A 21383-nucleotide genomic window follows, 5' to 3' on the forward strand; every position below is an offset into this window, starting at 1 on the left:
CACGGCAAGAATGCGGTTTTCGTCGCCCGTGGCTCAACGTTTTGCAGCAGGCTGCGAAGAACCGACGTCGACAAAAAACGCCTCCTGGTCGATCACGCGCTGGTTCAAATAGAAACTTCCGAGGAAAGCGCCTGCGCGCCGATTATCGCTCGCATCGATACGCTTGACCGAAACTTCCGGTTCTCGTGACGCGCCTTGCTCCGTCGACGCAAACGGATACTCGTCGCAATCGCAATCGCTCGGCGTTTCGTCCGGATCACCGGTGAATGTGCACTGGCCAGTGACCGGGCCGAATTTCTCGATGCATTGCGCCTTGGAATCGCTCCGGTTGGCCCGCCGCCATGCTGCGTCGCGCGTGCGTGTCAGCGGCCTGGCTTCGAAGGCCGGAAAGATCGTGCCATCGCCCTTCGGTACGAACTTGCCGGGACGCCCGGCGGCTTGCGCCTCGCGTATGTGGATTGCGGATTCGTTGACGTCGGGATTCGTGTCGACGATGGTACGCAGGATGGCCGGTGCGTCCGCGTAAATGCATCCTTGCGAGTTGCTCTTGACGAGCGCGACGTCGCATCGAATGTTGGGAATGTAGCCGACGCCCGCGTAGGGATTCATGCTTGCGCCGTTCTCGAACGAGTCTCCCGATTTCGCCACCCGGTACTCGAGCGTCGGACTGACCCTGAGCGGATTACCGGATCCCATGTTGGGCGTGATCATCACCGATAGCTCGTTGGACAGCCCGCCAAGGGCGAGCGGCACGCCGGCATTGGGCGCGACCGTACAATCCGCGCCGCATTCGACGATCGGCTTGATCACCAGGCCGGGCGGATTGCCGGACAGGACGCGCGTGCGGAAGCGGAACGTCACCGGCCATGCGAGCTGGTTCGACGGATTATCGGAATACGCATAGGCCTCAATCGCCACCCGGCCGATCTCATTGTTCTGGCCGTCTGTCGCGACATAGACGAGCGGTTCGGTTTTCTGGCAGTAACTCGTCCGGCTCAACAGCGAATCCTTGCTCGTTTCGGTCCGGACGGTCGTGCAGACGGGCGAAACGTCCGTCGCGCTTTCCGCGCGGGCAGGCATCGCAGTCGCAAGCACGATCGCACCGGCAAACAGCCGGCCTAACAGCATTCGATACATCACATCCCCTCCTGGAAACTCATCAATCGAAATGATTTATTTTGTCGCGGCTCAATTTAAATCTCGATCCGATTGAAATCAAACTGTTATGCTTGTCAGGAATATGTAAATGATATTAACAAGATCGCCTTACGATCGTTTCTTTCCGATAAATAATCCAATCAAATTCATCGGCTATTGAATCCCTTGTCGATCAAAGCAGCTCACGACGCGGTTCGCCACGAGGCTGGGCCTGGATGGCGCTTCGAGGCCACCGCGCAAGGTGATTCCAGATCAATCGATCTCCGGTTTCCCGAGAGGTCAAATCACTTTGAAACTATCGCATCAACAATTTCATCCGAAGCATCCAATTTAAAAACGCATCCGGATATATTTCATTTCCCTTGCAATGACTGGCGAATGATGTAGGCTTGCTGGCGCCGTCGTGAACTTCTTGCAAACCCACTTCGCGGTGCATTTAACCATGCGCAATTCATTAGATCGTTCCGCCTCGAATTCGATTCAATACGCCATTGGAATCCTGCTGATTGCAGCCAGCCTTGCCGAAATCGCTCATGCGGCGCCAATCGAGACGTCGTTGCAACGCTCGATCGGGCAGGCGCTTCAATCCCGATCGGGCGGGACGTTGAAGCTGCCGGCCCGGTCGGACGACAGCCTGGTCGAGGCAATCAAAGCCGACGACGTTTCCGGATGGGTGTTTGGCACTGCGACACAAATCCTGCACGAGGATGAATCCGGCGATCCCGTCACGAAGCTGTTCATTGCGCGCAACGTGAACGGCCGATGGATCTCGGGTGTGGAGGGCAGCAGCGAGTTTGGAGCATTGCTCGATGCGGCGCCACCCACGCTGCTCGCGGCCGACGAACGGAAAAATCTGGCGTCGAGACGCGCATCGCTTGCACCACGGTCGGCTGCCTTGCCGCAACCGGGCCTTGCGTTGCCGTGGGAACCGAATGCCGGGTGGTATTGGACGGGCGGAGCACACGGCTGGTCCGGACAAAGCAGGCCGTATAACTCCCTCGATTTCTCGGGTGGCAACGGCCGCGTGCTGGCGGCGCGAGACGGCTATCTTTACAAGAGCTGCGAGCGCGACGGCAGCGCCATCGTGAAGGTGGTTCACGACAATGGCTATGCGACGACTTATTACCACATGGTCCAGCTGACGTCGCTGAACAGCGGTACGCGTGTTCGCCAGGGGGAATATCTCGGCAGCGTCGGAAACGGCCTGCCCTGCGGCGGACAGACGACAGGGCCGCATGTTCACTTTTCATTGAGCAAGGATGGCAATGACGTGTCCGTCAATGGCATGACGATCGGCGGCTGGCAATTCTTCGAAGGCACTTCGCCGTATTCCGGATACGCGGTTCGCAATCAGCGACGCGTCTCCCCGCAGGCATGGCTGGTCAACTACGGGAGCGCGGATTCCGGTGATCCGTCCACGCCCGTCAGCGCGCGTGTACAGGCACCGGGTCCGGCGAATCTGCGCAGCGCGCCTTCATTGTCGGCGCCGGTCGTCGGTTCGCTCGAGAATGGGCGCACCGTGCAGCTCGCTTGTCACCAGTACGGCGACTCCGTGAATGGCAACTGGGGCGCCACGCGGCTTTGGTATCGACTCGAATCGAATCAATGGATATCAGACGGATTCGTCTATACCGGCAGCAACGACCCGGTGGTGCCGGTATGCGTGAATTAGCGCAGGCGCACCGGCGCACACTGGGCCGCCGCACCGAGACAGGAAAAACGATGTCCCACCGTTACGTGATCCGCAGAAACATCCCCGCCTTCTCAGGCAACACCGACGGTTGAAAACCGTAGCGCTCGTAGAACTTCGGTGTCCCGTGATCCGCCATCAGGCTGACGTAGGCGGTCGGCGGCGCGTGCTCGTGAACGTAGCCCATGAGTGCCCGCATGATCAGGTCGCCCACGCCCTTCTTCTGGTGGGCGGGCAACACCGCGATATCGACGATCTCGAAGAAGCAGCCGCCGTCGCCGATTACGCGGCCAATGCCAACCGGATCGCTGTCGCAGTAGGCAACGACGCTGAAAAGGCCATTCTTCAGCCCGATCGTCGCGGCCTGTTCCGACTTTCTGCTCAACCCTGCGGCGAGACGAATGCCGATGTAGTCGGATACCGACGGGACTTCCTGTCGAACGACGTATGCCATGCAAACCCTTCAGGTTAGCCATACGGACCAATGGACCGGTCTCGCTGCGCATGAGTCCATCGAACCCTGAACCCGAACGCGCGCATCAGACAAGACCATGACCATCGATCCAGCGAGACAGCCGACCACGGGCGCGCCCCCCCACCGTCCACTGCCTCGCCAGATCCGCCAAGCGCCTTAAAGAATCCGGTTCAACGCATCCGAGAACCGCCCAACCGCCCCATCGACATCATGCAGCTTGTCGAGCCCGAACAACCCCAGCCGGAAGGTCTTGAAATCCTCCGGCTCGTCGCACATCAGCGGCACGCCGGCCGCGATCTGCAACCCGACGTCGGCAAACTTCTTCCCGGTTCGAATTCCGTCGTCGTCCGTATAACTGACCACGACACCCGGTGCCTCGAACCCTTGCGCCGCCACACTCCGGAAACCCTTCTCGGCCAGCAACGCACGAATCCGCTTGCCCAGCTCGAGCTGTTCCTCTTTCACCTTGTCGAAGCCGTACGCCGCGGTTTCCTTCATCACGTCGCGCAGCGTCGTGAGGCTGTCCGTGGGCATCGTCGCGTGGTACGCGAATCCGCCGCCTTCATAGGCCTCCATGATCTGCAGCCACTTGCGCAGATCGCACGCGAAGCTGGTGCTGGTCGTGCCGTCGATACGTTCGCGGGCCCGCTCGCCGAGCATCACCATCGCGCAACACGGCGACGCGCTCCAGCCCTTCTGCGGCGCGCTGATCAGGATGTCGACGCCACTCGCCTGCATGTCGACCCACACCGTGCCGGACGCGATGCAATCCAGCACGAACATGCCGCCGACCGCATGCACGGCATCCGACACCGCGCGCAGATACCCGTCGGGCAGCATCATCCCGGACGCGGTTTCGACGTGCGGCGCAAACACCAGATCCGGCTTGTGTTCGTTGATCGCGGCGACCACTTCGTCGATCGGCGCCGGCGCGTACGCGGCCTGCCGTCCCGCTTCGACCGGGCGCGCCTTCAGCACCGTCGTCTCGGACGGAATGCTGCCCATGTCGAAGATCTGCGACCAGCGGAAGCTGAACCAGCCGTTGCGGATGACGAGGCACTTCTTGTTGGTGGCGAACTGCCGCGCGACGGCTTCCATGCCGAACGTCCCGCTGCCGGGGACGATCACGACGGACTTCGCGTGGTAGACCTTCTTCAGCGTGCCGGAGATGTCGCGCATGACACCCTGAAAGCGCTGCGACATATGGTTGACCGAGCGATCGGTGTACACCACCGAATATTCGAGGAGCCCCTCGCGGTCAACATCGGGAAGTAATCCTGGCATGCTCGCCTCCGGTGAAAGATGAACGATGGAATCTGGGCGAGCAGTGTCCGTGATGCGATACCGCGCTGCACCCATGCAATTGCGTTATTTTCTCGACGAAAGCAGATTCTAACGAAGGCCGCGCGCCGCTTGGGGCCTATTTTTTCGGCCGCCCGGCGCAGGCGTGACGGAGCGCCGCCGGCCGACGCGCCGCGCTGCAACGGAGCCGCGGCGGGCCCCGGCTGAATCGCCCGCCCCGTGGCCGTCCGCGCCGATCGTTGCAGCGCACGACGCCCACGAAGCCCTGTTCCACGTACGGATAAATGGCACGTCCGGCGCATGCCGCCTACCATGTCGGCTCCCCCTTCACGACAGAGTCTTCGATGATCCCCAACCGAGCATCATCACAGCAGCCGTCGGCCGATCCCGCGCTTGCCGAGCGCGTCGATGCGGTACTGTCCCGCCAACTCGAATTGCAACGCCTCGTCGGCGTGGTCGTCCTGGTCGCACGCGACGGCGAGCTCGTCTATCGCCGCGCGGCCGGTTTCGCCGACCGAGAAGCACGCACGCCGATGCGGGAGGACACGCTGTTCAGTCTCGCGTCGGTGACGAAACCGATCGTCGCGGCGGCCGCCATGGCGCTCGTTGCCCGGCACGAGCTGTCGCTCGACGACGACGTCACGAAGTGGCTGCCCGAGTTCCGCCCGGCGCTGCGTGACGGCAGCGTGCCGGTGATCAAGGTGCGCCACCTGCTCACGCATTCGGCCGGCCTCGGCTATCGCTACGCGGAAGCCGACGCGGCCGGCCCGTATGCACGCGCGGGCGTCTCCGACGGGCTCGATGGCGCATCGATCACGCTCGCCGAAAACATGCGCAGGATCGCGAGCGTGCCGTTGCAGTACACACCCGGCACCGGCTGGAACTATTCGCTCTCCATCGACGTGGTCGGCGCGGTGATCGAGGCCGTCACCGGACAACCGCTCGCCGATGCGGTCGATGTGCTGGTGCTCCGCCCGCTCGGCACGCGCGACACGGGATTCGTCGCACGCGACGCCGCGCGGCTCGCGACGCCTTACGTCAACGACACGCCGCAGCCGCACCGGCTCGCCGAGAACGAAGCCGTCCCCATCTACGAAGGCTCCGTCGGCGTGACGTATTCGCCGTCGCGCGCCCTCGACGAGGAGGCGTTCGCATCGGGCGGCGCCGGGATGGTCGGCACCGCCGGTGACGTGCTGAACGTACTGGACACGCTGCGGGCGGGTGGCGGCGCCATTCTGCCGGCCGAGCTGGTCGACGAGATGGGCCGCATCCACACCGGCAACCTCGCGTTGCCCGACCTGCCCGGCGCGGGTTACGGGATCGGGTTCTCCGTGTTGCGCGACCCGCGCGCGGCGCTGTCGCCGGAGTCGCCGGGCACGTGGCGCTGGGGCGGCGTCTACGGTCATTCGTGGTTCGTCGATCGCGCACGCGGGCTCACCGTCGTGTCGCTGTCGAACACGCTCTACGAAGGGATGAACGGCCCGTACACGCTCGATCTGCGCGACGCGGTCTACGGCGTCGGCTGACACGCGCCCTGTCATTGCACGCGCAACAAAAAAGGCCCGACACGGTCGGGCCAATGAGGTGAGACACAAGGAGAATCCCGCCCATCACACCGGGCGGGTCACGCCGCGCTACACGACGTTCTTTTCGACGATCGGCCGGTTCTCCAGCACGCGCGCCCAGCCGAGCGTCGACAGGTCGAGCGTGTCGTAACGCCCGCCCAGAATGAGTTCACTGACACCGCGCCCCGTCGCCGGCCCCTGCTGCAGCCCGTGGCCGCTGTAGCCGTTCGCGAACACGACGTTGTCGAGTTCCGGGTGATACCCGATGATCGCGTTGTGGTCGAACACGTTGTACTCGTAGTACCCCGACCAGCAGTTCTCCACGCGCAGCGCTTCGAACTCAGGCACGCGGTTCGCAAGCGTCGGCCAGATCACCTCGTCGAACAGGTCGTGGTCGACTTCGTCGAGCGGCAGGTCGTCCGGGTCGCGATCCGGGCTCGGCGACGTCCCGCAGATATACGTGCGCCCTTCCGGCCGGAAATACACGCCGGTCGGATCGATCAGCAGCGGGCAATCCGTGAGCTTCGCCGGCGACGACACGTTGAAGATGCTGCGGCGCCGCGCATACACGGGGATGTCGATGCCCATCATCGACGACAGCGTGCGCGTCCACGCGCCGGCCGCGTTCACGAGCGTGTCGCACGCATAGCGTTCGCCGTCGGCCGTGACCACGTGCGTCACCTTGCGGCCGTCGCGCACCACGTCCTTCACGTCGGACGGCACATAGCGCGCACCGAGCGCCTGCGCCTTCTTGCGCAGCGCCTGCACGAGCCCGTAGCCGTCGAACCAGCCTTCGCCGCTCACGCCATACGCACCCGACACGAGATCGTCGACGTTCAGCCACGGAAACTTCGCGCGCAGCGCATCGCGATCCATCAGCCGGATATCCGCGCCGAGGCTCGTCTGCAGCGCATGGTTCTCGCGCAGCGTCTCGTCGCCCGCCGGCGTCGCGAGAAACAGGTAGCCGCCTTCGTGCAGGTCGATCGACGGCTGGTGGCCGTCCACTTCGAGGCGCTCGCCGATCGTGCGCAGGAAGTCGATGCCGAACAGCGACATCTCGATCGACAGCGGCGTCGAGAACTGCTGGCGAATCGACGCGGCCGACAACGCCGACGACGAGCGCGCATAGGTGGGGTCGCGCTCGATCACGGTCACGGAAACCGTGGGATCGGTGGCGCGCAGGAAATAGGCGATCGAGCTGCCGATCACACCACCGCCGACGATGACGACTTGAGAACTCACGACTGACTCCAGTTGCACAGATGGGGCGCGGCCAGCCGGCCCCGCCCGTGGGTTGTTCGTGCCGCGTCACGCGCGGCGTCGCGCGGGCAGACTCGTGCGGCTGCCACACCGGCGTGCGCTGCGATCGTCACCGATCGCTGATGGCATTTCAGCACGTCCGGCAGCGCCGCGAAAGTCCGCGCGCGCGGGTGGCGTTCAATCCGCCGATTTCGTCGTGACGGGCTGCCACGCGGCGTTCTTCACCTCATACAGCGTCGAGCTCGGGTTCTTCAGGTCGCCCGTGTTCGTGAACGCGATCGTGCCCGTGATGCCGTCGTAGCGCGTGCCCTTCAGCGCGCCGTTGAAATCGGCCGGCTTCGTCGAGTTCGCCTTCTGCATCGCGTTGATCGCGATCCACGTCGCGTCGTACGCGAACGGCGCGTACGCGAGCATGTCGATGCCGTACTTCTGCTTGAATTTCGTTTCGAATTCCTTGCCCTTCGCGAGGCGCGCCAGCGGCTGCCCGTATTCCCACACGGACGCGCCTTCCGCCGCATTGCCGGCCAGCTTGATGAAGTTCGCGTTCATCACGCCGCCGCCCGCGAGGAACTGCGCGCGGATGCCGAGCTGGCGCATGCGCTTCACGAGCATCGCGGCCTGTGCGTCGAGCCCGCCGAAGAACACGAGATCGGCGTTGGTGCTCTTGATCTTCGTGAGCTGCGCGCTGAAGTCCACCGCCTTGTCGTTCGTGAATTCGCGCGCGACGATCGTGCCGCCGTTCGCCTTCACCGACTTCTCGAATTCGTCGGCTTCGCCCTGGCCGAATGCGGTGCGATCGTCGATGATCGCGATGCGCTTCGCCTTGGTCACGCTCGCCGCATACGCGCCTGCGTTGCCGGCGTTCTGCGTGTCGGTCGCGATCACGCGGTACACGGTGCCGAGCCCGGCGCGCGTGATGTCGGGATTGGTCGCCGACGGCGTGATCATCGGAATGCCGGCCTTCGCGTAGATCTTCGACGCGGGCAGCGTCGTGCCCGAGTTGAAGTGGCCGATCACGACGGCCACCTGCGCATCGGCGAGCTGCTGCGCGGCCTGCACGCCGGTGCGCGGATCGCTCTGGTCGTCCTGCGACGCGACGACGAACTTCACGGGCTTGCCGCCCACCGTCGTATGCGCGGCATTCGCTTCGTCGACGGCCATGCGCACACCGTTCTCGATGTCCTTGCCGTAGGCGGCGCCGCCGCCCGTCAGCGGGCCGGCCACACCGACCTTGACGACCGTCTCCTGCGCGTGAGCCGCGCCGGTCTGGAGCGCGAGGATCGCGGCGGTCAATGCGACGCCGGAAAGCGAACGAATGCGGAACGTCATGACAATCCTTGTTCTGGGGGCCGGGATGCGACGCGCGAATCGCCGCGCGTCGGCAACCTCCCGCGTGCCGGTCATGTCGTCCGCCTGCGGCGCGTCATGCAACGCCCTTGCCAGCCGGTCGATCGCCGCGGCTCCGTCTCCGAAGAGCCTTTCATCGCGAAAGAGGTGAATGGATTGTGGATAGCCAATACCCGTGCAGCAAACGAAATATCGGAACTATGTTGTGAGGATTTGTCATCAAGTGCCGCGTTCGCGGGCGGCCCGCGGCCCACGCGACGGTGGGCCGCGGGTAAATCGCTACCGTGGAATGCCGCGCCGGCGCCCGGCCCTCAAGGCCGGCCGCGGTCATGCCGGCGGCGCATCATCGTTGCGATGACGGCCCGGCCGGCCATCGCGACGCCCGCGGGCGCCGCGTCATCGGTCAGTGCCGATCGGTACCCGTCTGCTTGCGCACCGCATCCGCCGCCTCGCCGGCCTGCTCCTGCATCTTGCCGGCTTCTTGTTCAGCGACGCCTTCCGCTTCCGTCTCGCGGTCGCCCGTGACCTTGCCGAGCGCTTCCTTGACCGAACCCCTGACCTGCTTGAGCTTGCCTTCGATGCGATTCCTGTCCATGGTCGTCTCCTGCGATGGTGGGGGGAGAGCCGGCGGCGTGACGGCCTGCGCCGCACCGCCGAGTGGACAGGATCGCAAGCGCAGGCCGCGCGCGGCAGATGCGGATGCACCAGCGCGCATGGTGCATTCGTACCGACGGCGTCAGTCCTTGTCCTTCGCGCCGCCCTTCTCGCCACGCGCGCCATTCGCATCGGCCGCGCCGACGATCCCGCGTTCGCGCGCCCACACGATCGCCTCGCCGCGGCTGTGCACGTCGAGCTTCCCGTAGATCGTCGCGACGTGATTGCGCACGGTGTTCGGCGCAAGCCCGAGGCGGCCGGCGATCTCCTTGTCGGCCAGGCCATGGCACAGCAGGTCGAATACGTCGCGCTCGCGTGCGGTCAGGTCCGACAGCTGGGCGCCCGCATCCGGCGCATTCGCGCGCCGCACGTTCGCGAGCTTCTCGATCAGCGTACGGCTGAACCACGACGCATCCTGCATCGCCGTCTCGATCGCGTAGACGAGCTCCATCTCCGTGCGCTTGCGGTCGCTGATGTCGAGCAGCGCGACGAGCAGGCAGTCGCGCCCGTGAATCGCGACGGGATCGGCCGACACGACGCAATCGCGCACGTCGCCTTCGCGCGTGCGGATCTGCACGTCGGCGTTGCGCACGCTGCCGTCGCGCGCGAGCTGGCCTTCGATGCGCTGCCATGCGCCGCGCTCGGCCCATAGCCCGATCTCGTCCGCGGATTTGCCGAGCAGGTCGTCCTGCGCATGGCCCGTCATCGCGGCGAACGCGTCGTTCACGTCGAGCAATTCGAAGCGGTCGGCCGTGACGATCGCGGTGGGGACCGGCGCCATCCGGAACGCCGTCGCGAAGCGTTCCTCGCTCTGCCGCAGCGCGCGCTCGGCCTGCTTGCGCGGCTCGAGATCCATGAACGTGAACAGCATGCACGCCTCGTCGTTCATGTCGATCGGCTGCCCGGCGACCACCACGGCCTTCGTGCTGCCGTCCGCGCGCTTCAGCACGGCCTCCATCTGCGGGATCGTCGCGCCTTCGCCGAGCCGCTCGATCGCGAGGTCGCGCCGGTCGGCCTGGTCGAGCACGTCGATCTCGTACACCGAGCGGCCGAGCACGTCGTCACGCGCGTGGCCGGTCAGGTCCAGAAAGCCCTGGTTGACCTTCACGTAGCGCAGGTCGTCGAGCCGGCAGATCACGGCCGGCGCAGGGTTCGCGTTGAAAGTGCGCTCGAAGCGTTCCTCGGCGCTCGCCCATTCGGTCGCGTCGTGCAGCACGAGCGCGAGACAGTCGGGCTCGCCGGCCGCGTTCGTCAGCACGAGGCTGCGGATGCGGTGGACCCAGCTCACGGTTTCGTCGGCGGCCGATTCCACTTCGACCGTCACGTCGCTGAACTCTTCTCCCGCGATCACGCGATCCATCGGATAGTGGCCGTCGCGCACCGGATGGTTGTTCCGGTAACGCAGCCGGAAGCGCTCGCGGTAATCGGTGACGGTCGCACCGAGCGCCTTCAGCTCGGTCACGCCGTGCATCGCGAGCGCGGCTTCGTTCGCCCAGACGATCCGCTGGTCGGGCTCGACCAGGATCACGCCCTCGGTGAGCCCCGCGATGATCTGGTGCAGCTGGCGCCGGTCGGTATGCGACTTCAGCGCCTGTTCGTTTACCTGTTCGTTCATCGAATGGTTGTCCCTGTCGTCAGCATGACTGCCGGCCCGGTTGCCGCTTCGTCGATACCACGCGCCGGCCGGCGCGTGCGGCGATGATCGCGTGCCGCACCGGTGCACGACAGACGCGGATGCACTATTCGTCATAGTACATGCGCACGGCCTGCCCCATCGTGCGGTGTCCCGCCTTTCCCCGAGGCATCCACTGCGCCTGCTTCCCGCACGTCCCGTGCCGACAGGCGCACCACCTCCCCCTTCTCGCCGCCCCGTGCAAACGCACTAGCCGATCAGGTGAATTTGCGCGATGTCGACGCCCGTTTGCATCGGTACGCTGGTACTGCATCGGCGCTCATGCGCTGCCTTCCGAACCGCAGAGGAGAAGCACGATGAAGCTGCATCAGACACCCGATCCGACGCGGCCCGAACCGGCCCCGGACAATCCGCCCGAACCGCCGCCCGGCACCGATCCGCCGGTGCCGCTGCCGCCCGACGTGCCGCGCCCGGACATGCCGCCGCGCGAGCCCGGCTACGACACGCCGATCGCCGGTTGATCCGGGCACGCGCCGTGCTCGGCAGTCAATCCATTCACCACGCCAATCGAAGGAGAACATCAATGAACAAGACCTCGCACCTTTCGACGCTGCTCGCCGCCAGCGCGGCTTTCCTGCTGTGCGCCGCACCGCTCACGAATGCGCAGGCGCAAGCCTCGTCCACCGACAGCGGCATGACGGCCGAATCGAACCAGCCCGTCACCGACACGTGGATCACCACCAAGGTGAAGGGTGAGCTCGCGACCACGGACGGCGTGAAGAGCACTGACATCAGCGTGAAGACGGTCGACGGTGTCGTCACGCTCACCGGCGTGCTGCCGACCAAGGTCGCCGTGAAGAAGGCTGTCGCCGTGACACGCGCGATCAAGGGCGTGAAGCACGTCGACGCATCCGGCCTGAAGGCGAAGGCCTGACCTCCCGGCGCGGCACGCCGCCGCGCCTTTTATCCCTGCATGACAAGGAGCACATGATGAACGAGGACAAGATCAAGGGTCAGTGGAAACAGCTCTCGGGCAAGCTGAAGGCCAAGTGGGGCAAGTTGACCGATGACGACCTGAAGGTGGCCGACGGCAATCGCGAGTATCTGGCCGGCAAGATCCAGGAGCGCTACGGCATCGCACGCGATGAAGCCGAGAAGCAGTTGAAGGATTTCGACCGCGAGCTGTAACGCGATAGCGCGTCGATCGCGCTTCAATGCAACCGCCGCGGCGCCCACGGCGTCGCGGCCACCAGGACAACGACATGGGCAAATACCTGATCGCCTGGCTGCTCGGCGTGCCGGTCGGGCTGCTGGTGCTGTTCTTTCTGATCACGCACGTCTTCTGAGCGTGCCCGTTCGATCGGAGTCGATCAAAACAACTCGTTTTTCAGGGAGATAAACAATGAAATTGCTTTCGATCTCGGTCGCCTGCATCGCCTTGATGACCGCTTCGATCCCGGGATTTGCAGCAGGATGCCTGAAGGGCGCGGCCGTGGGCGGGGTCGCCGGCCACGTCGCGGGGCACCACGGAGCAATGGGTGCCGCCGCGGGTTGCGCGATCGGCCACCACCACGCGGCAAAGAAAGCCAAGGCGGCAAGCGCCGCAACGGCCGCGTCGCAATGAACGCGTCACGACGGGCCCGGTGGACGTTCGCCGGAACCGCCGGTGTTGCGCCGCGCGCCGGAGGCCGCAGGTGAAAGCGTGACCGCCGGATTTACAATAATTTCGCCAGTCCAGAGGGAAAATCGTTCATGGATATGCATGGCTTGATCATATGGCTGGTCATCGGCGCCATCGCCGGCTGGCTGGCGGGCGTGCTCGTCAAGGGCGGTGGTTTCGGCCTGCTCATCGACATCGTCGTCGGGATTCTGGGCGCGGTGATCGGCGGCTGGCTCGCCGGATTGCTCGGTATCGGCATCAGCGGGATTCTCGGCTCGATCGTCATCGCGCTCATCGGTGCAGTGATCCTGTTGCTCGTGATCCGCCTGTTCAATCGCGCAACGTGACAGGTCATCGAGCGCGCGGGCGAAGCGCCCCGTCAAAAAACTTCACAATGACAGGTTCGACGCCATGACGGACGAGCCCGGTGTTCGACACCGGGCTCGCGACACTTAGTGCCCCTTGTAGAGTTCGAGCAACTGGCTCTGCAAGGCCATCATGTCCTTGTCGTGCTGCATCTGCAGCTTCGCCATCGCTTCGTTGTGCTGCATTTCCATCGCCATCATTTTCTGCTGGATACCGATGGCCTGAGTACGCTGCTCGGGCGTGAGCTTGTCCATCATCATCATGGTCCAGTCGCTGGTATGCGACGTGTAGGTGCCGCTGCGACCAATGCCGCCACCGTCTGCCTGTGCCGCACCCGCAACGAGCAGGAACGGAAGGGCGCCACACAGCATGAGCTTGCGAATCGGGTTCATCCGGGTTCTCCTGTCAAGAAAGGACGTCGGGAAGCGCCCGTGTCGCATGCACGGGTTTCCTGAGCGTGTGTCATGAACTGCCAGCTGACCTCAAGGCCTCGTCCAATCCATCGACCCGATGATCGAAAGGCGTCTCCGTGACACGTGCTACGACGAATCGGCCGATGAATGATGGTTCGACTGGCGAGACGTTTGTCGTCCCATACCGGCGGATATGACACGGCTCGATGAGATTTTCTCGGGCGCTTGATCCCGCGCGTCCGGCCGTGGCGTCCATGACGGCCCATCCCCGAAATGGCAAACGCCCCGCATTCGCAGGGCGCTTCATGCCGCGGTTCGTGCGTGCGCCGGCCAACCGTCTCGGCCGGCGCAGCCCCCGCTTTCCTTTCGTTACTTCGCCGCGTTCGCCGTCATCTTGAAGATGCCCTGCGCGTTGCCCGCATCGAAACGCAGGTCGGTCACCCAGCGGCGCGCCGCCTGGTCGAACGTGCGCTTGCGCGTGATGAACTCGTAGAACGAACCCGGCACGTTGCGCTTCACCGTGCCGCCGTCGCGCGTGCGGAATTCGCGCTCGACGGTATCCGCGCGATACGCGGTCTGGAACACGCGGCCCGAGCGCGAGCGCTCGACTTCCGGCTTCATCGGCCGGCCCTTCGCCTTCTCGTCGTCGGACAGCTTGAACACGTCGGCGACGCGGTCGGTCGCGTGGTTGAACGCGTTGCCTTCGGTCGCGATCCACGCCATTTCCGCCGATTCCAGCAGCAGCGTTTCGTAGTCGAGTTCGTTCGGCAGGTCGTGCTGGCGCGCGAACGCGCCGACGATCTCCGGCAGCAGCGCGTGCGCGGCGTCCAGCGGCAGCCAGCCTTCGCGCTCGACCTCCCACAGCAGCGCGACGGCCGCCGGCGACAGCGGATCGCGCGACGTGCTGACGACGTTCGTCACGGCCTGCTGGAATTCCTTCGAGAAACGTTCCGGATGCAGCTCGCTGACGAAGAACTGCGCGATCTCGTCCGGTGCATCTTCATGCGCATACGCGCGGCCGGTCATGCCGAGCTTGTCGAGCGGGTAACGGCCGTTCAGGCGGAAGCCGAGCGGACGCAGGATGCGCGTGAACGCGGCCTCGCCCGGCGGCAGCGCGCCGGTGTGCGGCCAGCGCACCGTGCGCAGCGCGCCGTGATCGAAATAGACCGAGCCGCCGCTTTCGACCGCTTCGGCCGTGTACGCGCGGCCGTTCGCCGAACGCTCGAGCAGCCCTTCGAACAGCGCCATGTTCATCGCCTGCGCGATTTCCGCGCGCGTCACGACGCCGTCTTCCCATTCTTCGAGGATGGCCGGCATGTTCAGGGTCGAGAACAGGGCGTCGGTCTTCGCCTGTCCCAGCAGCTTCGTCAGCAAGCTCTCGATATTCGGATTGCGCATCAGGATTCTCGTCTCGGGGGACCGCCGGCAAACGTGCCGGCAACTCGTCGGCCGGCCGCCCCACGGGCGCCTGACCTTGCGTGGAGAGCATTATTCAAAGGGTTGCAGCCGGGCGTAAAGCGAGATTAAATTGATATGTGATGAGTTTTTGGAATTATCAGCCGCTCCCCTGCTCCGCGTTCCGCCTTGTGCCGTACGGGCCGTATCGTCAGACGAATCGAACATCATGCGCAAATTCAAGATCCCCAACATGGGCGCGCTCGTGGCTTTCGAAGCCGCCGCGCGCCACGAAAGCTTCACGCACGCGGCCAAGGAGCTGTTCCTGACCGAAAGCGCGGTATCGCGCCAGATCGCGACGCTGGAAGCGAGCCTCGGCGTGCGGCTGTTCGCCCGCGTGAAGCAGCGCGTCGTGCTGACGCGCGCCGGCAAGCTGTACGGCACGCAGGTGCGCCGCGCGCTGGAGGCGCTCGACCGCGACACGCTGTCGATCATCGCGCACGGCAGCGGCGGCGGCTACCTGGAGCTCGCGGTCCTGCCGACCTTCGCGTCGCACTGGCTGATCCCGCGCATCAAGAGCTTCTACGACCGCACGCCCGACGTGCGCGTGAACATGGGCAGCCGCACCGACCTGTTCTCGTTCGAGGACACGCACTTCGAGGCCGCGATCCACTACGGCAAGCCGACCTGGCCGGGCACGTCGTCCGACTACCTGTTCGGCGAGGAAGTCGTGCCGATCTGCTCGCCGGCGCTGCTCGACGGGCCCGTGCACGGCGTCGAGGACCTGCTCGCCTACCCGCTGCTGCACTCGACGACGCGCCCCGGCGCGTGGGCGCAGTGGTTCGAGACGCACGGCGTCGAGGACATCCGCACGATGCAGGGCGTGCGCTACGAACTGCACACGATGCTGATCAGCGCGGCCGCGGCCGGGCTCGGCATCGCGCTCGTGCCGAAGTTCTTCGTCGAGGAACAGTTGCAGCAGCTCGGGCTGGTGGTGCCGTGCGATGCGGCGACGGTCGGCGATTCCGCGTACTACCTCGTGTATCCGACGGAGTTCAGCCACAGCAAGCCGCTGGAGCTGTTTCGCGGCTGGCTGCTCGAGCAGGCGAGCGCGTATGCATCGCCGGATCCCGATGCGGATGGCGACGATCTGGAGGACGACGAGGACGTCGAGTAACGGCGCGGTCGCGCCGCCTCATGGCGCGGTGGCCTCGCACGCGTGTGGCGTCGGCCGGCTGGCCTTCATGACCTTCACCAGCCGCGCGTGATCGGGCTCCTCCAGCCCCGGGCACACGGTTTCCAGATCGCGAATCACGAGCGTCGCACGCCCGTCGAAGCGGCACACGCCTTCGGGTTGCGCCGCCGGCAGCCGCAGACTGCGCCGTGCATCGCGCTGGTTCGTGAACCGGATCACACCCGCTCGCTGCGAACGGTCCGGCAGGCGCCGCGCCGACGCGTCGTCCTCCTCGAACCACACGTCCTCCCCGCTCTCTTCGTCGCTGTAATCCACTACGTAACGGCCCGACAACGTGATCGCACGGCCGACGTACACCGAATGGCATTCGGGTTCGGCGTCGGCCGGGATCGTCTGCGCATGCGCCGCGGCCGCGCCGCAAGCCAGCCACAACACGGCGCACAGCACGCGGGCGCGGCCGGTCAGGTTCGACACATCAATCGATTGGCGGATCATGGGCAATGAGGGGCGGGGCATCGTGACGAAGCCCCGCATTGTCACCCGGCGCATGCATCGCGTGCATTACATGTGCCACTTCACCGTGGCGGTCAGCGTGCGCGGATCGCCGGGCATGTTGTACAGATCCGCATTGCCGTGCGCGGCGATGAAGTAGCGGCGATTGAACAGGTTGTCGAGCGTCAGCGTCACGTCGACCTTCTTGCTGCGATAGCCGGCGCCCAGGTTGAACACGGTGAACGACGGCAGCGTGACGAGATCGCTCGCCGACGTGTAGCGCGCCGACTGGAACTGCATGCCGGCCGCCGCGTAGAAGCCGTACGGCAGCTCGCGCTTCACCCACAGGTTCGCGCTGTGGCGCGGCATCAGCCCCGGCGTATTGCTCGACACGGCGACACCGGCCGCCGTCGATTGCGCCGAGCCGTCGACCGTTCCGTTCAGGTACGCGTAGCCCGCATACACCGACCACTTCGGCGCGATCTCGCCGGTAAAGCCCAGCTCCATCCCGTGCACGTGCTGCGTGCCGATCGGCAGCGCATAGCCGGGATTCGCCGGGTCGCCGATCTGCTGGTTGGTCTGGCGCATGTCGAACAGCGCGACGCTGGCCGTCGCCTTGCCGGCGAGGTCGAAGCGCGAGCCGAGTTCATACGCGGTGGTCTTCTGCGGCGCGAGCGCGGCGCCGTTCGAGAATGCGCCCGAGCTGATCAGCGTATCGGCCAGCGGCGAGAACGACTGGCTGAACGACCCGTACAGCGTCAGCCAGTCGAGCGGTTCGTAGATCAGGCCGACGCGCGGGCTCCACGCGTGATCGGTGCGGTCGAGGTTGACGTTCGACGACGTGTAGTCGTGGCGGATCTGGTTCAGGTAGTCGAAGCGCAGCCCCGCGAGCACTTTCCAGTGCTCGGTGAGCGAAATCAAATCCTGCGCGTACACCCCCGCGAGCCCGACGACGGTCGACGCGTTCGTCTTTGCCCGCGCGCCGGTCGGCACGCCGGGCAGCACCACCTGCTGCGGATTGAACAGATCGTAGGTCGCGACCTTCGACACGCTGTAGATCGTGTCGAACTTCTGCTGCTGCGACAGTTCGAGCCCGTAAAGCAGCTCGTGGCGCATGCCGAACAGCGACGTCTTCTGCGTGAGCTCGAACAGCCCGTCGATGCCGTGGTCGGTGCGCTGGCGCGTCGACTGGTCGAGCGTGACGACCGGGTGCGCGGCCGTCTTGATCGGCTCGTACGTCACGTAGTTCTTGCGTTCGAGCGAGAAGTCGTACGCGCGGATCGCGCCATGGAACGACAGCGAATCGTTGAAGCGATGATCGAGCGACACCGTCGCGCTCTTCGCGGAGACGTCGTTGTACGAGCTGTTCGCCGCGTCGGCCGAGCCGTAGAACGTGTTGATCGGCACGTCGACCGGCCGGCCGAGATACGCGGGCAGCCCCTGGTCGGACGTGCGGCGGTCGTGCAGGTAGTCGAATTCGACGTTCAGCACCGTATTGCTGTCGAGCTTGAACTGCGCGGACGGCGCGATCGCCTGGCGGTTGAGCTGGAACTGGTCGCGGAAGCTGTTCGAGTTCTCGGCCGCGCCGGTGATGCGGAAACGCGCCGCGTCGTTCGCATTCCAGCCGAGGTCGAATTCGCCGCGCCGCTCGCCGCGCGTGCCGAGCGTCACGCCCACGTCGCGCACCGGGTTCGCGTCCGGCCGCTTCAACACGCGATTCACGATGCCGCCCGCCGAGCCGCGCCCGTACAGCACGGCCGCCGGCCCCTTCAGCACTTCGACGTGATCGACGTTCGACAGGTCGCGATAGTAGAGCGCATCGTCGCGGATGCCGTCGACGTACTGGTCCGTGATGCTGTTGAAGCCGCGAATCGTGATCTGGTCGCGCTGGCCGTCGCCGACCGAGAAGCCGACGCCCGGCACGTTGCGCAGCGCATCCTGCATCGACGTCGCGTTCTGGTCCTCGATCACCGCGTGCGGCACGACGTTCACCGTCTGCGGGACGTCCATCAGCGACATGTCGGTCTTGGTGGCGGCACGCGAGCGGCCGCCGTCGTACGACGCATGCTCGGCGGTCGCCTTGACCGAGATCGCGGGCAAGGTCGCCGCGGCGTCGCTCGCCTGTGCGAAGGAGGTGCGTGCGCCGGCCAGCGACGTGGCGATCAGCAGCGCATGGCAAGCGCTCTTGTTGAGTTTCATCGTTGAAATAGAGGCTGAGGGAAAACGGTGAACGGAAACGCATCCGGCCCACGCGCGAACCACGCGGCGAATCGGGCTGGCGACAGCTTTTCCGTGAACAAGCAGCGGCGCGCAGGGATCGCCTCGTCGCGCCGACGGGCCGGTGAACGGCCGGCGGCGGGTGGCAGCCGGCCGGCAGGACCGGCACGAAAGCGGCCATGACGCTCCGTCACGGCTCGTAACGGAGCGAAATATTAAACGAGAATGATTCGTGTTTTTAGTTAATTTTTAACGTGTCGCCTGCCCGCAACGTGCATGCGCATGGCGCTCTGCATTCCTGACGAATACCCTTCCATTTAGCGCTTTTAAGCGACTCGACCGTAATAAAAACGAAAGAAATTCTTCGGCCGCATCAGGCGATGCCGGGCCAGGCAACAGGCGGGATTCGGGAGACGACGACGAAAGGACTGGAGAGGATCACGAAGCATCCGTCGAAGCAGACGGCGCATATTCGAAGTCCGGTGCGCGCCGGACCGGGCAACCCCGACCCGGCGCTCCGGGCAGCCGACCTCGCATCGGCAGCGCGGCGGACCTTCTTCCGTTTTTCACTACCTATGCTCTCAGGCTCACTTCATTTTTTTCTTCGCCGCGCCGGGCCATTATCCGCTGAAACCGGCCCGTTTGAAACGTTTGCGCGCGCTGTTGGCGGCTTATACCAAGGATTCGGAAACACTCTTTCCAAATGCTTTCAACGCATGTGGGACGATTCGGCAATTCTTGCATTCGCGCCGGCGTTCCTTTTTAATGGAACTGGTTCCAGTCGTTGAATCGGCCAGGGTCACGCGTGACGTGTCGTCGTCCGCGCGTCATGATGCCGATTCAGGATCGAGGATTTCCCGCTCAGGATTCGCATCGCCCGTCCTTCCCGGACACCCCGTCAAACGAGACCGTCATGCCCGATTCCGCCTCCCTGCAGCAGCTGTTTCCCGCCTTTCAGGACATCCCCGCCGAGTACCGGCTCGCTTCGCCGATTCACCAGCGCGTGTCGCTCGTCGACGGCGCGTTGCGGCCGTGGGACGGCGCGACCAAGACCGTGCTGTCGCCCGTGTGCGTGCGACAGGCGGACGGCAGCGTCGAGCAGGTCGAGATCGGCAGCTACCCGGTGATGGGCGAAACGGAAAGCGACGCGGCGCTCGACGCCGCGGTGCGCGCGTACGACGCCGGCCGCGGCGAGTGGCCGACGATGAAAGTCGAGCAGCGCATCGCGTGCATGCAGGACTTCATCAAGCGGATGGTCGCGCAGCGTGAGCGGGTGGTGAACCTGATCATGTGGGAAATCGGCAAGAGCCTCGCCGATTCGCAGAAGGAGTTCGACCGCACCGTCACGTACATGACGCAGACGATCGACGCGCTGAAGGAGCTCGACAACGCGAATTCGCGCTTCGTGATCGCCGAAGGCACGATCGGCCAGATCCGCCGCACGCCGCTCGGCGTCGTGCTGTGCATGGGCCCGTACAACTATCCGCTGAACGAGACGTTCGCGACGCTGATCCCCGCGCTGCTGATGGGCAACACCGTGGTGTTCAAGCCGCCCCAGTACGGCACGCTGCTGTTCGAGCCGCTGCTCGACGCGTTCCGCGATGCGTTCCCGAAAGGCGTGATCAACACGATCTATGCGCCGGGCGCGGTGGTCGTGCCGCACATGCTCGCGTCGGGCAAGATCAACGTGCTCGCGCTGATCGGGTCGAGCAAGGTGGCCGACCACCTGAAGAAGCAGCACCCGAAGTCGCACCGGCTGCGCGCGATCCTCGGCCTCGACGCGAAGAACGCGGCGATCGTGCTGCCCGACGCCGATCTCGACCTCACCGTGAAGGAATGCCTGCTCGGCGCGCTGTCGTTCAACGGCCAGCGCTGCACCGCGCTGAAGATGCTGCTCGTGCACCGCTCGATCGTCGACGAATTCCTGAAGCGCTTCACCGCCGCGCTCGAACAGCTGAAGATCGGCATGCCGTGGGAGAAAGGCGTCAGCATCACGCCGCTGCCGGGCATGCATCGCACGGCCTACATGACGGACGCGATCGACGACGCGAAGGCCAAGGGCGCGCAGGTCGTCAACCATTCGGGCGGCGAGTTCAGCAAGACGCTGTTCTATCCGGCCGTCGTGTACCCGGTGTCGGAAGGGATGAAGCTGTACCGCGAGGAACAGTTCGGGCCGATCATTCCGGTGGCGACGTTCGACGACGTGGACACCGCGCTCGACTACGTGACCACGTCGGATCACGGCCAGCAGGTCAGCATCTTCGGTTCCGATCCGGCGCAGATCGGCGCGCTGGTCGATCCGCTCGTGAACCAGGTGTGCCGCGTGAACATCAACTGCCAGTGCCAGCGCGGGCCGGACGTGTTCCCGTTCGCGGGCCGCAAGGATTCGGCGGAAGGCACGCTGTCGGTGAGCGACGCGCTGCGCGCGTTCTCGATCCGCTCGATGGTCGCGGCGAAGCAGACCGACAGCAGCAAGCAGCTGCTCGATTCGATCGTGTCGGATCACCACTCGAAGTTCATCAATACGGGCTTTATTTTCTGAAGCCGCTCTGATTCGGGTG

At 65.0% G+C, this 21383-nt stretch carries 21 protein-coding genes; 10 read left to right on the forward strand and 11 right to left on the reverse strand.

Features of this window, described 5'->3' with window-relative positions; genetic code table 11:
• Nucleotides 1-33: 33 nt before the first annotated feature.
• The gene (locus G3N96_RS15050; protein ID WP_241022649.1) at nt 34-1137 is read right to left on the reverse strand and encodes a NucA/NucB deoxyribonuclease domain-containing protein; all 1104 of its coding nucleotides are present in this window, start codon (nt 1135-1137) and stop codon (nt 34-36) included.
• 463 nt (nt 1138-1600) lie between these two features.
• Between G3N96_RS15050 and G3N96_RS15055 the strand changes: the two genes are divergently transcribed.
• Entirely contained in the window at nt 1601-2830 is a 1230-nt protein-coding gene (locus G3N96_RS15055) for a peptidoglycan DD-metalloendopeptidase family protein (protein ID WP_206137691.1), read from the forward strand.
• A gap of 61 nt (nt 2831-2891) precedes the next feature.
• Here the strand turns inward: G3N96_RS15055 and G3N96_RS15060 are convergent, their stop codons facing one another.
• Together G3N96_RS15060 and G3N96_RS15065 are read right to left on the reverse strand one after the other, a co-directional pair.
• A complete protein-coding gene (locus G3N96_RS15060; RefSeq protein ID WP_071333191.1) occupies nt 2892-3302 on the reverse strand; it encodes a GNAT family N-acetyltransferase in 411 nt (136 codons plus the stop codon).
• A 177-nt stretch (nt 3303-3479) separates the two neighbouring features.
• The gene (locus G3N96_RS15065; protein ID WP_206137671.1) at nt 3480-4607 is read right to left on the reverse strand and encodes an aminotransferase class V-fold PLP-dependent enzyme; all 1128 of its coding nucleotides are present in this window, start codon (nt 4605-4607) and stop codon (nt 3480-3482) included.
• A gap of 362 nt (nt 4608-4969) precedes the next feature.
• On the opposite strand from G3N96_RS15065, the gene G3N96_RS15070 reads away from it, so the two are divergent.
• The gene (locus G3N96_RS15070) at nt 4970-6151 is read left to right on the forward strand and encodes a serine hydrolase domain-containing protein (protein WP_206137672.1); all 1182 of its coding nucleotides are present in this window, start codon (nt 4970-4972) and stop codon (nt 6149-6151) included.
• Nucleotides 6152-6259: 108 nt separating this feature from the next.
• Here G3N96_RS15070 and G3N96_RS15075 read toward each other — a convergent pair whose 3' ends face one another.
• The 4 genes from G3N96_RS15075 to G3N96_RS15090 all read right to left on the reverse strand — a co-directional run bounded on the left by G3N96_RS15075 (nt 6260) and on the right by G3N96_RS15090 (nt 11066).
• Nucleotides 6260-7432, reverse strand: a complete 1173-nt coding sequence (locus G3N96_RS15075) for an FAD-binding oxidoreductase (RefSeq protein ID WP_206137673.1) — start codon at nt 7430-7432, stop codon at nt 6260-6262.
• A 195-nt stretch (nt 7433-7627) separates the two neighbouring features.
• Nucleotides 7628-8779 carry a branched-chain amino acid ABC transporter substrate-binding protein gene (locus tag G3N96_RS15080; RefSeq protein WP_174915752.1) on the reverse strand — a complete coding sequence of 384 codons (1152 nt, stop codon included), beginning with the start codon at nt 8777-8779 and terminating at the stop codon, nt 7628-7630.
• Nucleotides 8780-9200: 421 nt separating this feature from the next.
• Nucleotides 9201-9392: a CsbD family protein gene (locus G3N96_RS15085; RefSeq protein WP_124581637.1), complete on the reverse strand. Its 192-nt coding sequence runs from the start codon at nt 9390-9392 to the stop codon at nt 9201-9203.
• A gap of 141 nt (nt 9393-9533) precedes the next feature.
• A complete protein-coding gene (locus G3N96_RS15090; protein ID WP_206137674.1) occupies nt 9534-11066 on the reverse strand; it encodes a helix-turn-helix transcriptional regulator in 1533 nt (510 codons plus the stop codon).
• Between the two features lie 374 nt (nt 11067-11440).
• Between G3N96_RS15090 and G3N96_RS15095 the strand changes: the two genes are divergently transcribed.
• The 6 genes from G3N96_RS15095 (at nt 11441) to G3N96_RS15115 (ending at nt 13091) form a co-directional block, all read left to right on the forward strand.
• Complete coding sequence (locus G3N96_RS15095; protein ID WP_179243696.1) at nt 11441-11605, forward strand: hypothetical protein; 165 nt, start codon at nt 11441-11443, stop codon at nt 11603-11605.
• 62 nt (nt 11606-11667) lie between these two features.
• Nucleotides 11668-12018: a BON domain-containing protein gene (locus G3N96_RS15100; protein ID WP_039354238.1), complete on the forward strand. Its 351-nt coding sequence runs from the start codon at nt 11668-11670 to the stop codon at nt 12016-12018.
• Nucleotides 12019-12074: 56 nt separating this feature from the next.
• Nucleotides 12075-12272 (forward strand): CsbD family protein, encoded by a 198-nt coding sequence (locus G3N96_RS15105; RefSeq protein WP_039354235.1) that lies wholly within the window; start codon nt 12075-12077, stop codon nt 12270-12272.
• Nucleotides 12273-12298: 26 nt separating this feature from the next.
• Nucleotides 12299-12430, forward strand: a complete 132-nt coding sequence (locus G3N96_RS39705; RefSeq protein ID WP_256941090.1) for a hypothetical protein — start codon at nt 12299-12301, stop codon at nt 12428-12430.
• Nucleotides 12431-12486: 56 nt separating this feature from the next.
• On the forward strand, nt 12487-12708 hold the full coding sequence (locus G3N96_RS15110; protein WP_124581633.1) for a hypothetical protein: 222 nt from the start codon (nt 12487-12489) through the stop codon (nt 12706-12708).
• Between the two features lie 128 nt (nt 12709-12836).
• Nucleotides 12837-13091 (forward strand): GlsB/YeaQ/YmgE family stress response membrane protein, encoded by a 255-nt coding sequence (locus G3N96_RS15115; protein WP_206137675.1) that lies wholly within the window; start codon nt 12837-12839, stop codon nt 13089-13091.
• A 105-nt stretch (nt 13092-13196) separates the two neighbouring features.
• Here the strand turns inward: G3N96_RS15115 and G3N96_RS15120 are convergent, their stop codons facing one another.
• Both G3N96_RS15120 and G3N96_RS15125 read right to left on the reverse strand, forming a co-directional pair.
• Nucleotides 13197-13502, reverse strand: coding sequence for a hypothetical protein (locus tag G3N96_RS15120; protein WP_206137676.1), 306 nt, complete (start codon nt 13500-13502; stop codon nt 13197-13199).
• 390 nt (nt 13503-13892) lie between these two features.
• Nucleotides 13893-14921, reverse strand: a complete 1029-nt coding sequence (locus G3N96_RS15125) for a DUF1338 domain-containing protein (RefSeq protein WP_206137677.1) — start codon at nt 14919-14921, stop codon at nt 13893-13895.
• A 226-nt stretch (nt 14922-15147) separates the two neighbouring features.
• Between G3N96_RS15125 and G3N96_RS15130 the strand changes: the two genes are divergently transcribed.
• Complete coding sequence (locus tag G3N96_RS15130; protein ID WP_124581626.1) at nt 15148-16095, forward strand: LysR family transcriptional regulator; 948 nt, start codon at nt 15148-15150, stop codon at nt 16093-16095.
• A gap of 18 nt (nt 16096-16113) precedes the next feature.
• Here G3N96_RS15130 and G3N96_RS15135 read toward each other — a convergent pair whose 3' ends face one another.
• Together G3N96_RS15135 and G3N96_RS15140 are read right to left on the reverse strand one after the other, a co-directional pair.
• Nucleotides 16114-16647 carry a hypothetical protein gene (locus tag G3N96_RS15135; RefSeq protein ID WP_241022650.1) on the reverse strand — a complete coding sequence of 178 codons (534 nt, stop codon included), beginning with the start codon at nt 16645-16647 and terminating at the stop codon, nt 16114-16116.
• 27 nt (nt 16648-16674) lie between these two features.
• Nucleotides 16675-18804 carry a TonB-dependent siderophore receptor gene (locus G3N96_RS15140; protein ID WP_206137678.1) on the reverse strand — a complete coding sequence of 710 codons (2130 nt, stop codon included), beginning with the start codon at nt 18802-18804 and terminating at the stop codon, nt 16675-16677.
• A 931-nt stretch (nt 18805-19735) separates the two neighbouring features.
• On the opposite strand from G3N96_RS15140, the gene G3N96_RS15145 reads away from it, so the two are divergent.
• A complete protein-coding gene (locus G3N96_RS15145) occupies nt 19736-21364 on the forward strand; it encodes an NADP-dependent glyceraldehyde-3-phosphate dehydrogenase (RefSeq protein ID WP_206137679.1) in 1629 nt (542 codons plus the stop codon).
• The last annotated feature ends 19 nt before the right edge of the window (nt 21365-21383 follow it).

The sequence above is a fragment of the Burkholderia sp. Se-20373 genome (assembly GCF_017104705.1).
Classification (GTDB): domain Bacteria; phylum Pseudomonadota; class Gammaproteobacteria; order Burkholderiales; family Burkholderiaceae; genus Burkholderia.

Bases quoted from the DNA above. Each gene is read 5' to 3' on its own strand.
- G3N96_RS15145 (WP_206137679.1), top strand. From the start codon at position 19,736: ATGCCCGATTCCGCCTCCCTGCAGCAGCTGTTTCCCGCCTTTCAGGAC.
- G3N96_RS15055 (WP_206137691.1), top strand. From the start codon at position 1,601: ATGCGCAATTCATTAGATCGTTCCGCCTCGAATTCGATTCAATACGCC.
- G3N96_RS15090 (WP_206137674.1), bottom strand. From the start codon at position 11,066: ATGAACGAACAGGTAAACGAACAGGCGCTGAAGTCGCATACCGACCGG.
- G3N96_RS15135 (WP_241022650.1), bottom strand. From the start codon at position 16,647: ATGCGGGGCTTCGTCACGATGCCCCGCCCCTCATTGCCCATGATCCGC.
- G3N96_RS15080 (WP_174915752.1), bottom strand. From the start codon at position 8,779: ATGACGTTCCGCATTCGTTCGCTTTCCGGCGTCGCATTGACCGCCGCG.
- G3N96_RS15085 (WP_124581637.1), bottom strand. From the start codon at position 9,392: ATGGACAGGAATCGCATCGAAGGCAAGCTCAAGCAGGTCAGGGGTTCG.
- G3N96_RS15095 (WP_179243696.1), top strand. From the start codon at position 11,441: ATGAAGCTGCATCAGACACCCGATCCGACGCGGCCCGAACCGGCCCCG.
- G3N96_RS39705 (WP_256941090.1), top strand. From the start codon at position 12,299: ATGCAACCGCCGCGGCGCCCACGGCGTCGCGGCCACCAGGACAACGAC.
- G3N96_RS15140 (WP_206137678.1), bottom strand. From the start codon at position 18,804: ATGAAACTCAACAAGAGCGCTTGCCATGCGCTGCTGATCGCCACGTCG.
- G3N96_RS15105 (WP_039354235.1), top strand. From the start codon at position 12,075: ATGAACGAGGACAAGATCAAGGGTCAGTGGAAACAGCTCTCGGGCAAG.
- G3N96_RS15100 (WP_039354238.1), top strand. From the start codon at position 11,668: ATGAACAAGACCTCGCACCTTTCGACGCTGCTCGCCGCCAGCGCGGCT.
- G3N96_RS15115 (WP_206137675.1), top strand. From the start codon at position 12,837: ATGGATATGCATGGCTTGATCATATGGCTGGTCATCGGCGCCATCGCC.
- G3N96_RS15050 (WP_241022649.1), bottom strand. From the start codon at position 1,137: ATGTATCGAATGCTGTTAGGCCGGCTGTTTGCCGGTGCGATCGTGCTT.
- G3N96_RS15125 (WP_206137677.1), bottom strand. From the start codon at position 14,921: ATGCGCAATCCGAATATCGAGAGCTTGCTGACGAAGCTGCTGGGACAG.
- G3N96_RS15070 (WP_206137672.1), top strand. From the start codon at position 4,970: ATGATCCCCAACCGAGCATCATCACAGCAGCCGTCGGCCGATCCCGCG.
- G3N96_RS15130 (WP_124581626.1), top strand. From the start codon at position 15,148: ATGCGCAAATTCAAGATCCCCAACATGGGCGCGCTCGTGGCTTTCGAA.
- G3N96_RS15065 (WP_206137671.1), bottom strand. From the start codon at position 4,607: ATGCCAGGATTACTTCCCGATGTTGACCGCGAGGGGCTCCTCGAATAT.
- G3N96_RS15110 (WP_124581633.1), top strand. From the start codon at position 12,487: ATGAAATTGCTTTCGATCTCGGTCGCCTGCATCGCCTTGATGACCGCT.
- G3N96_RS15120 (WP_206137676.1), bottom strand. From the start codon at position 13,502: ATGAACCCGATTCGCAAGCTCATGCTGTGTGGCGCCCTTCCGTTCCTG.
- G3N96_RS15060 (WP_071333191.1), bottom strand. From the start codon at position 3,302: ATGGCATACGTCGTTCGACAGGAAGTCCCGTCGGTATCCGACTACATC.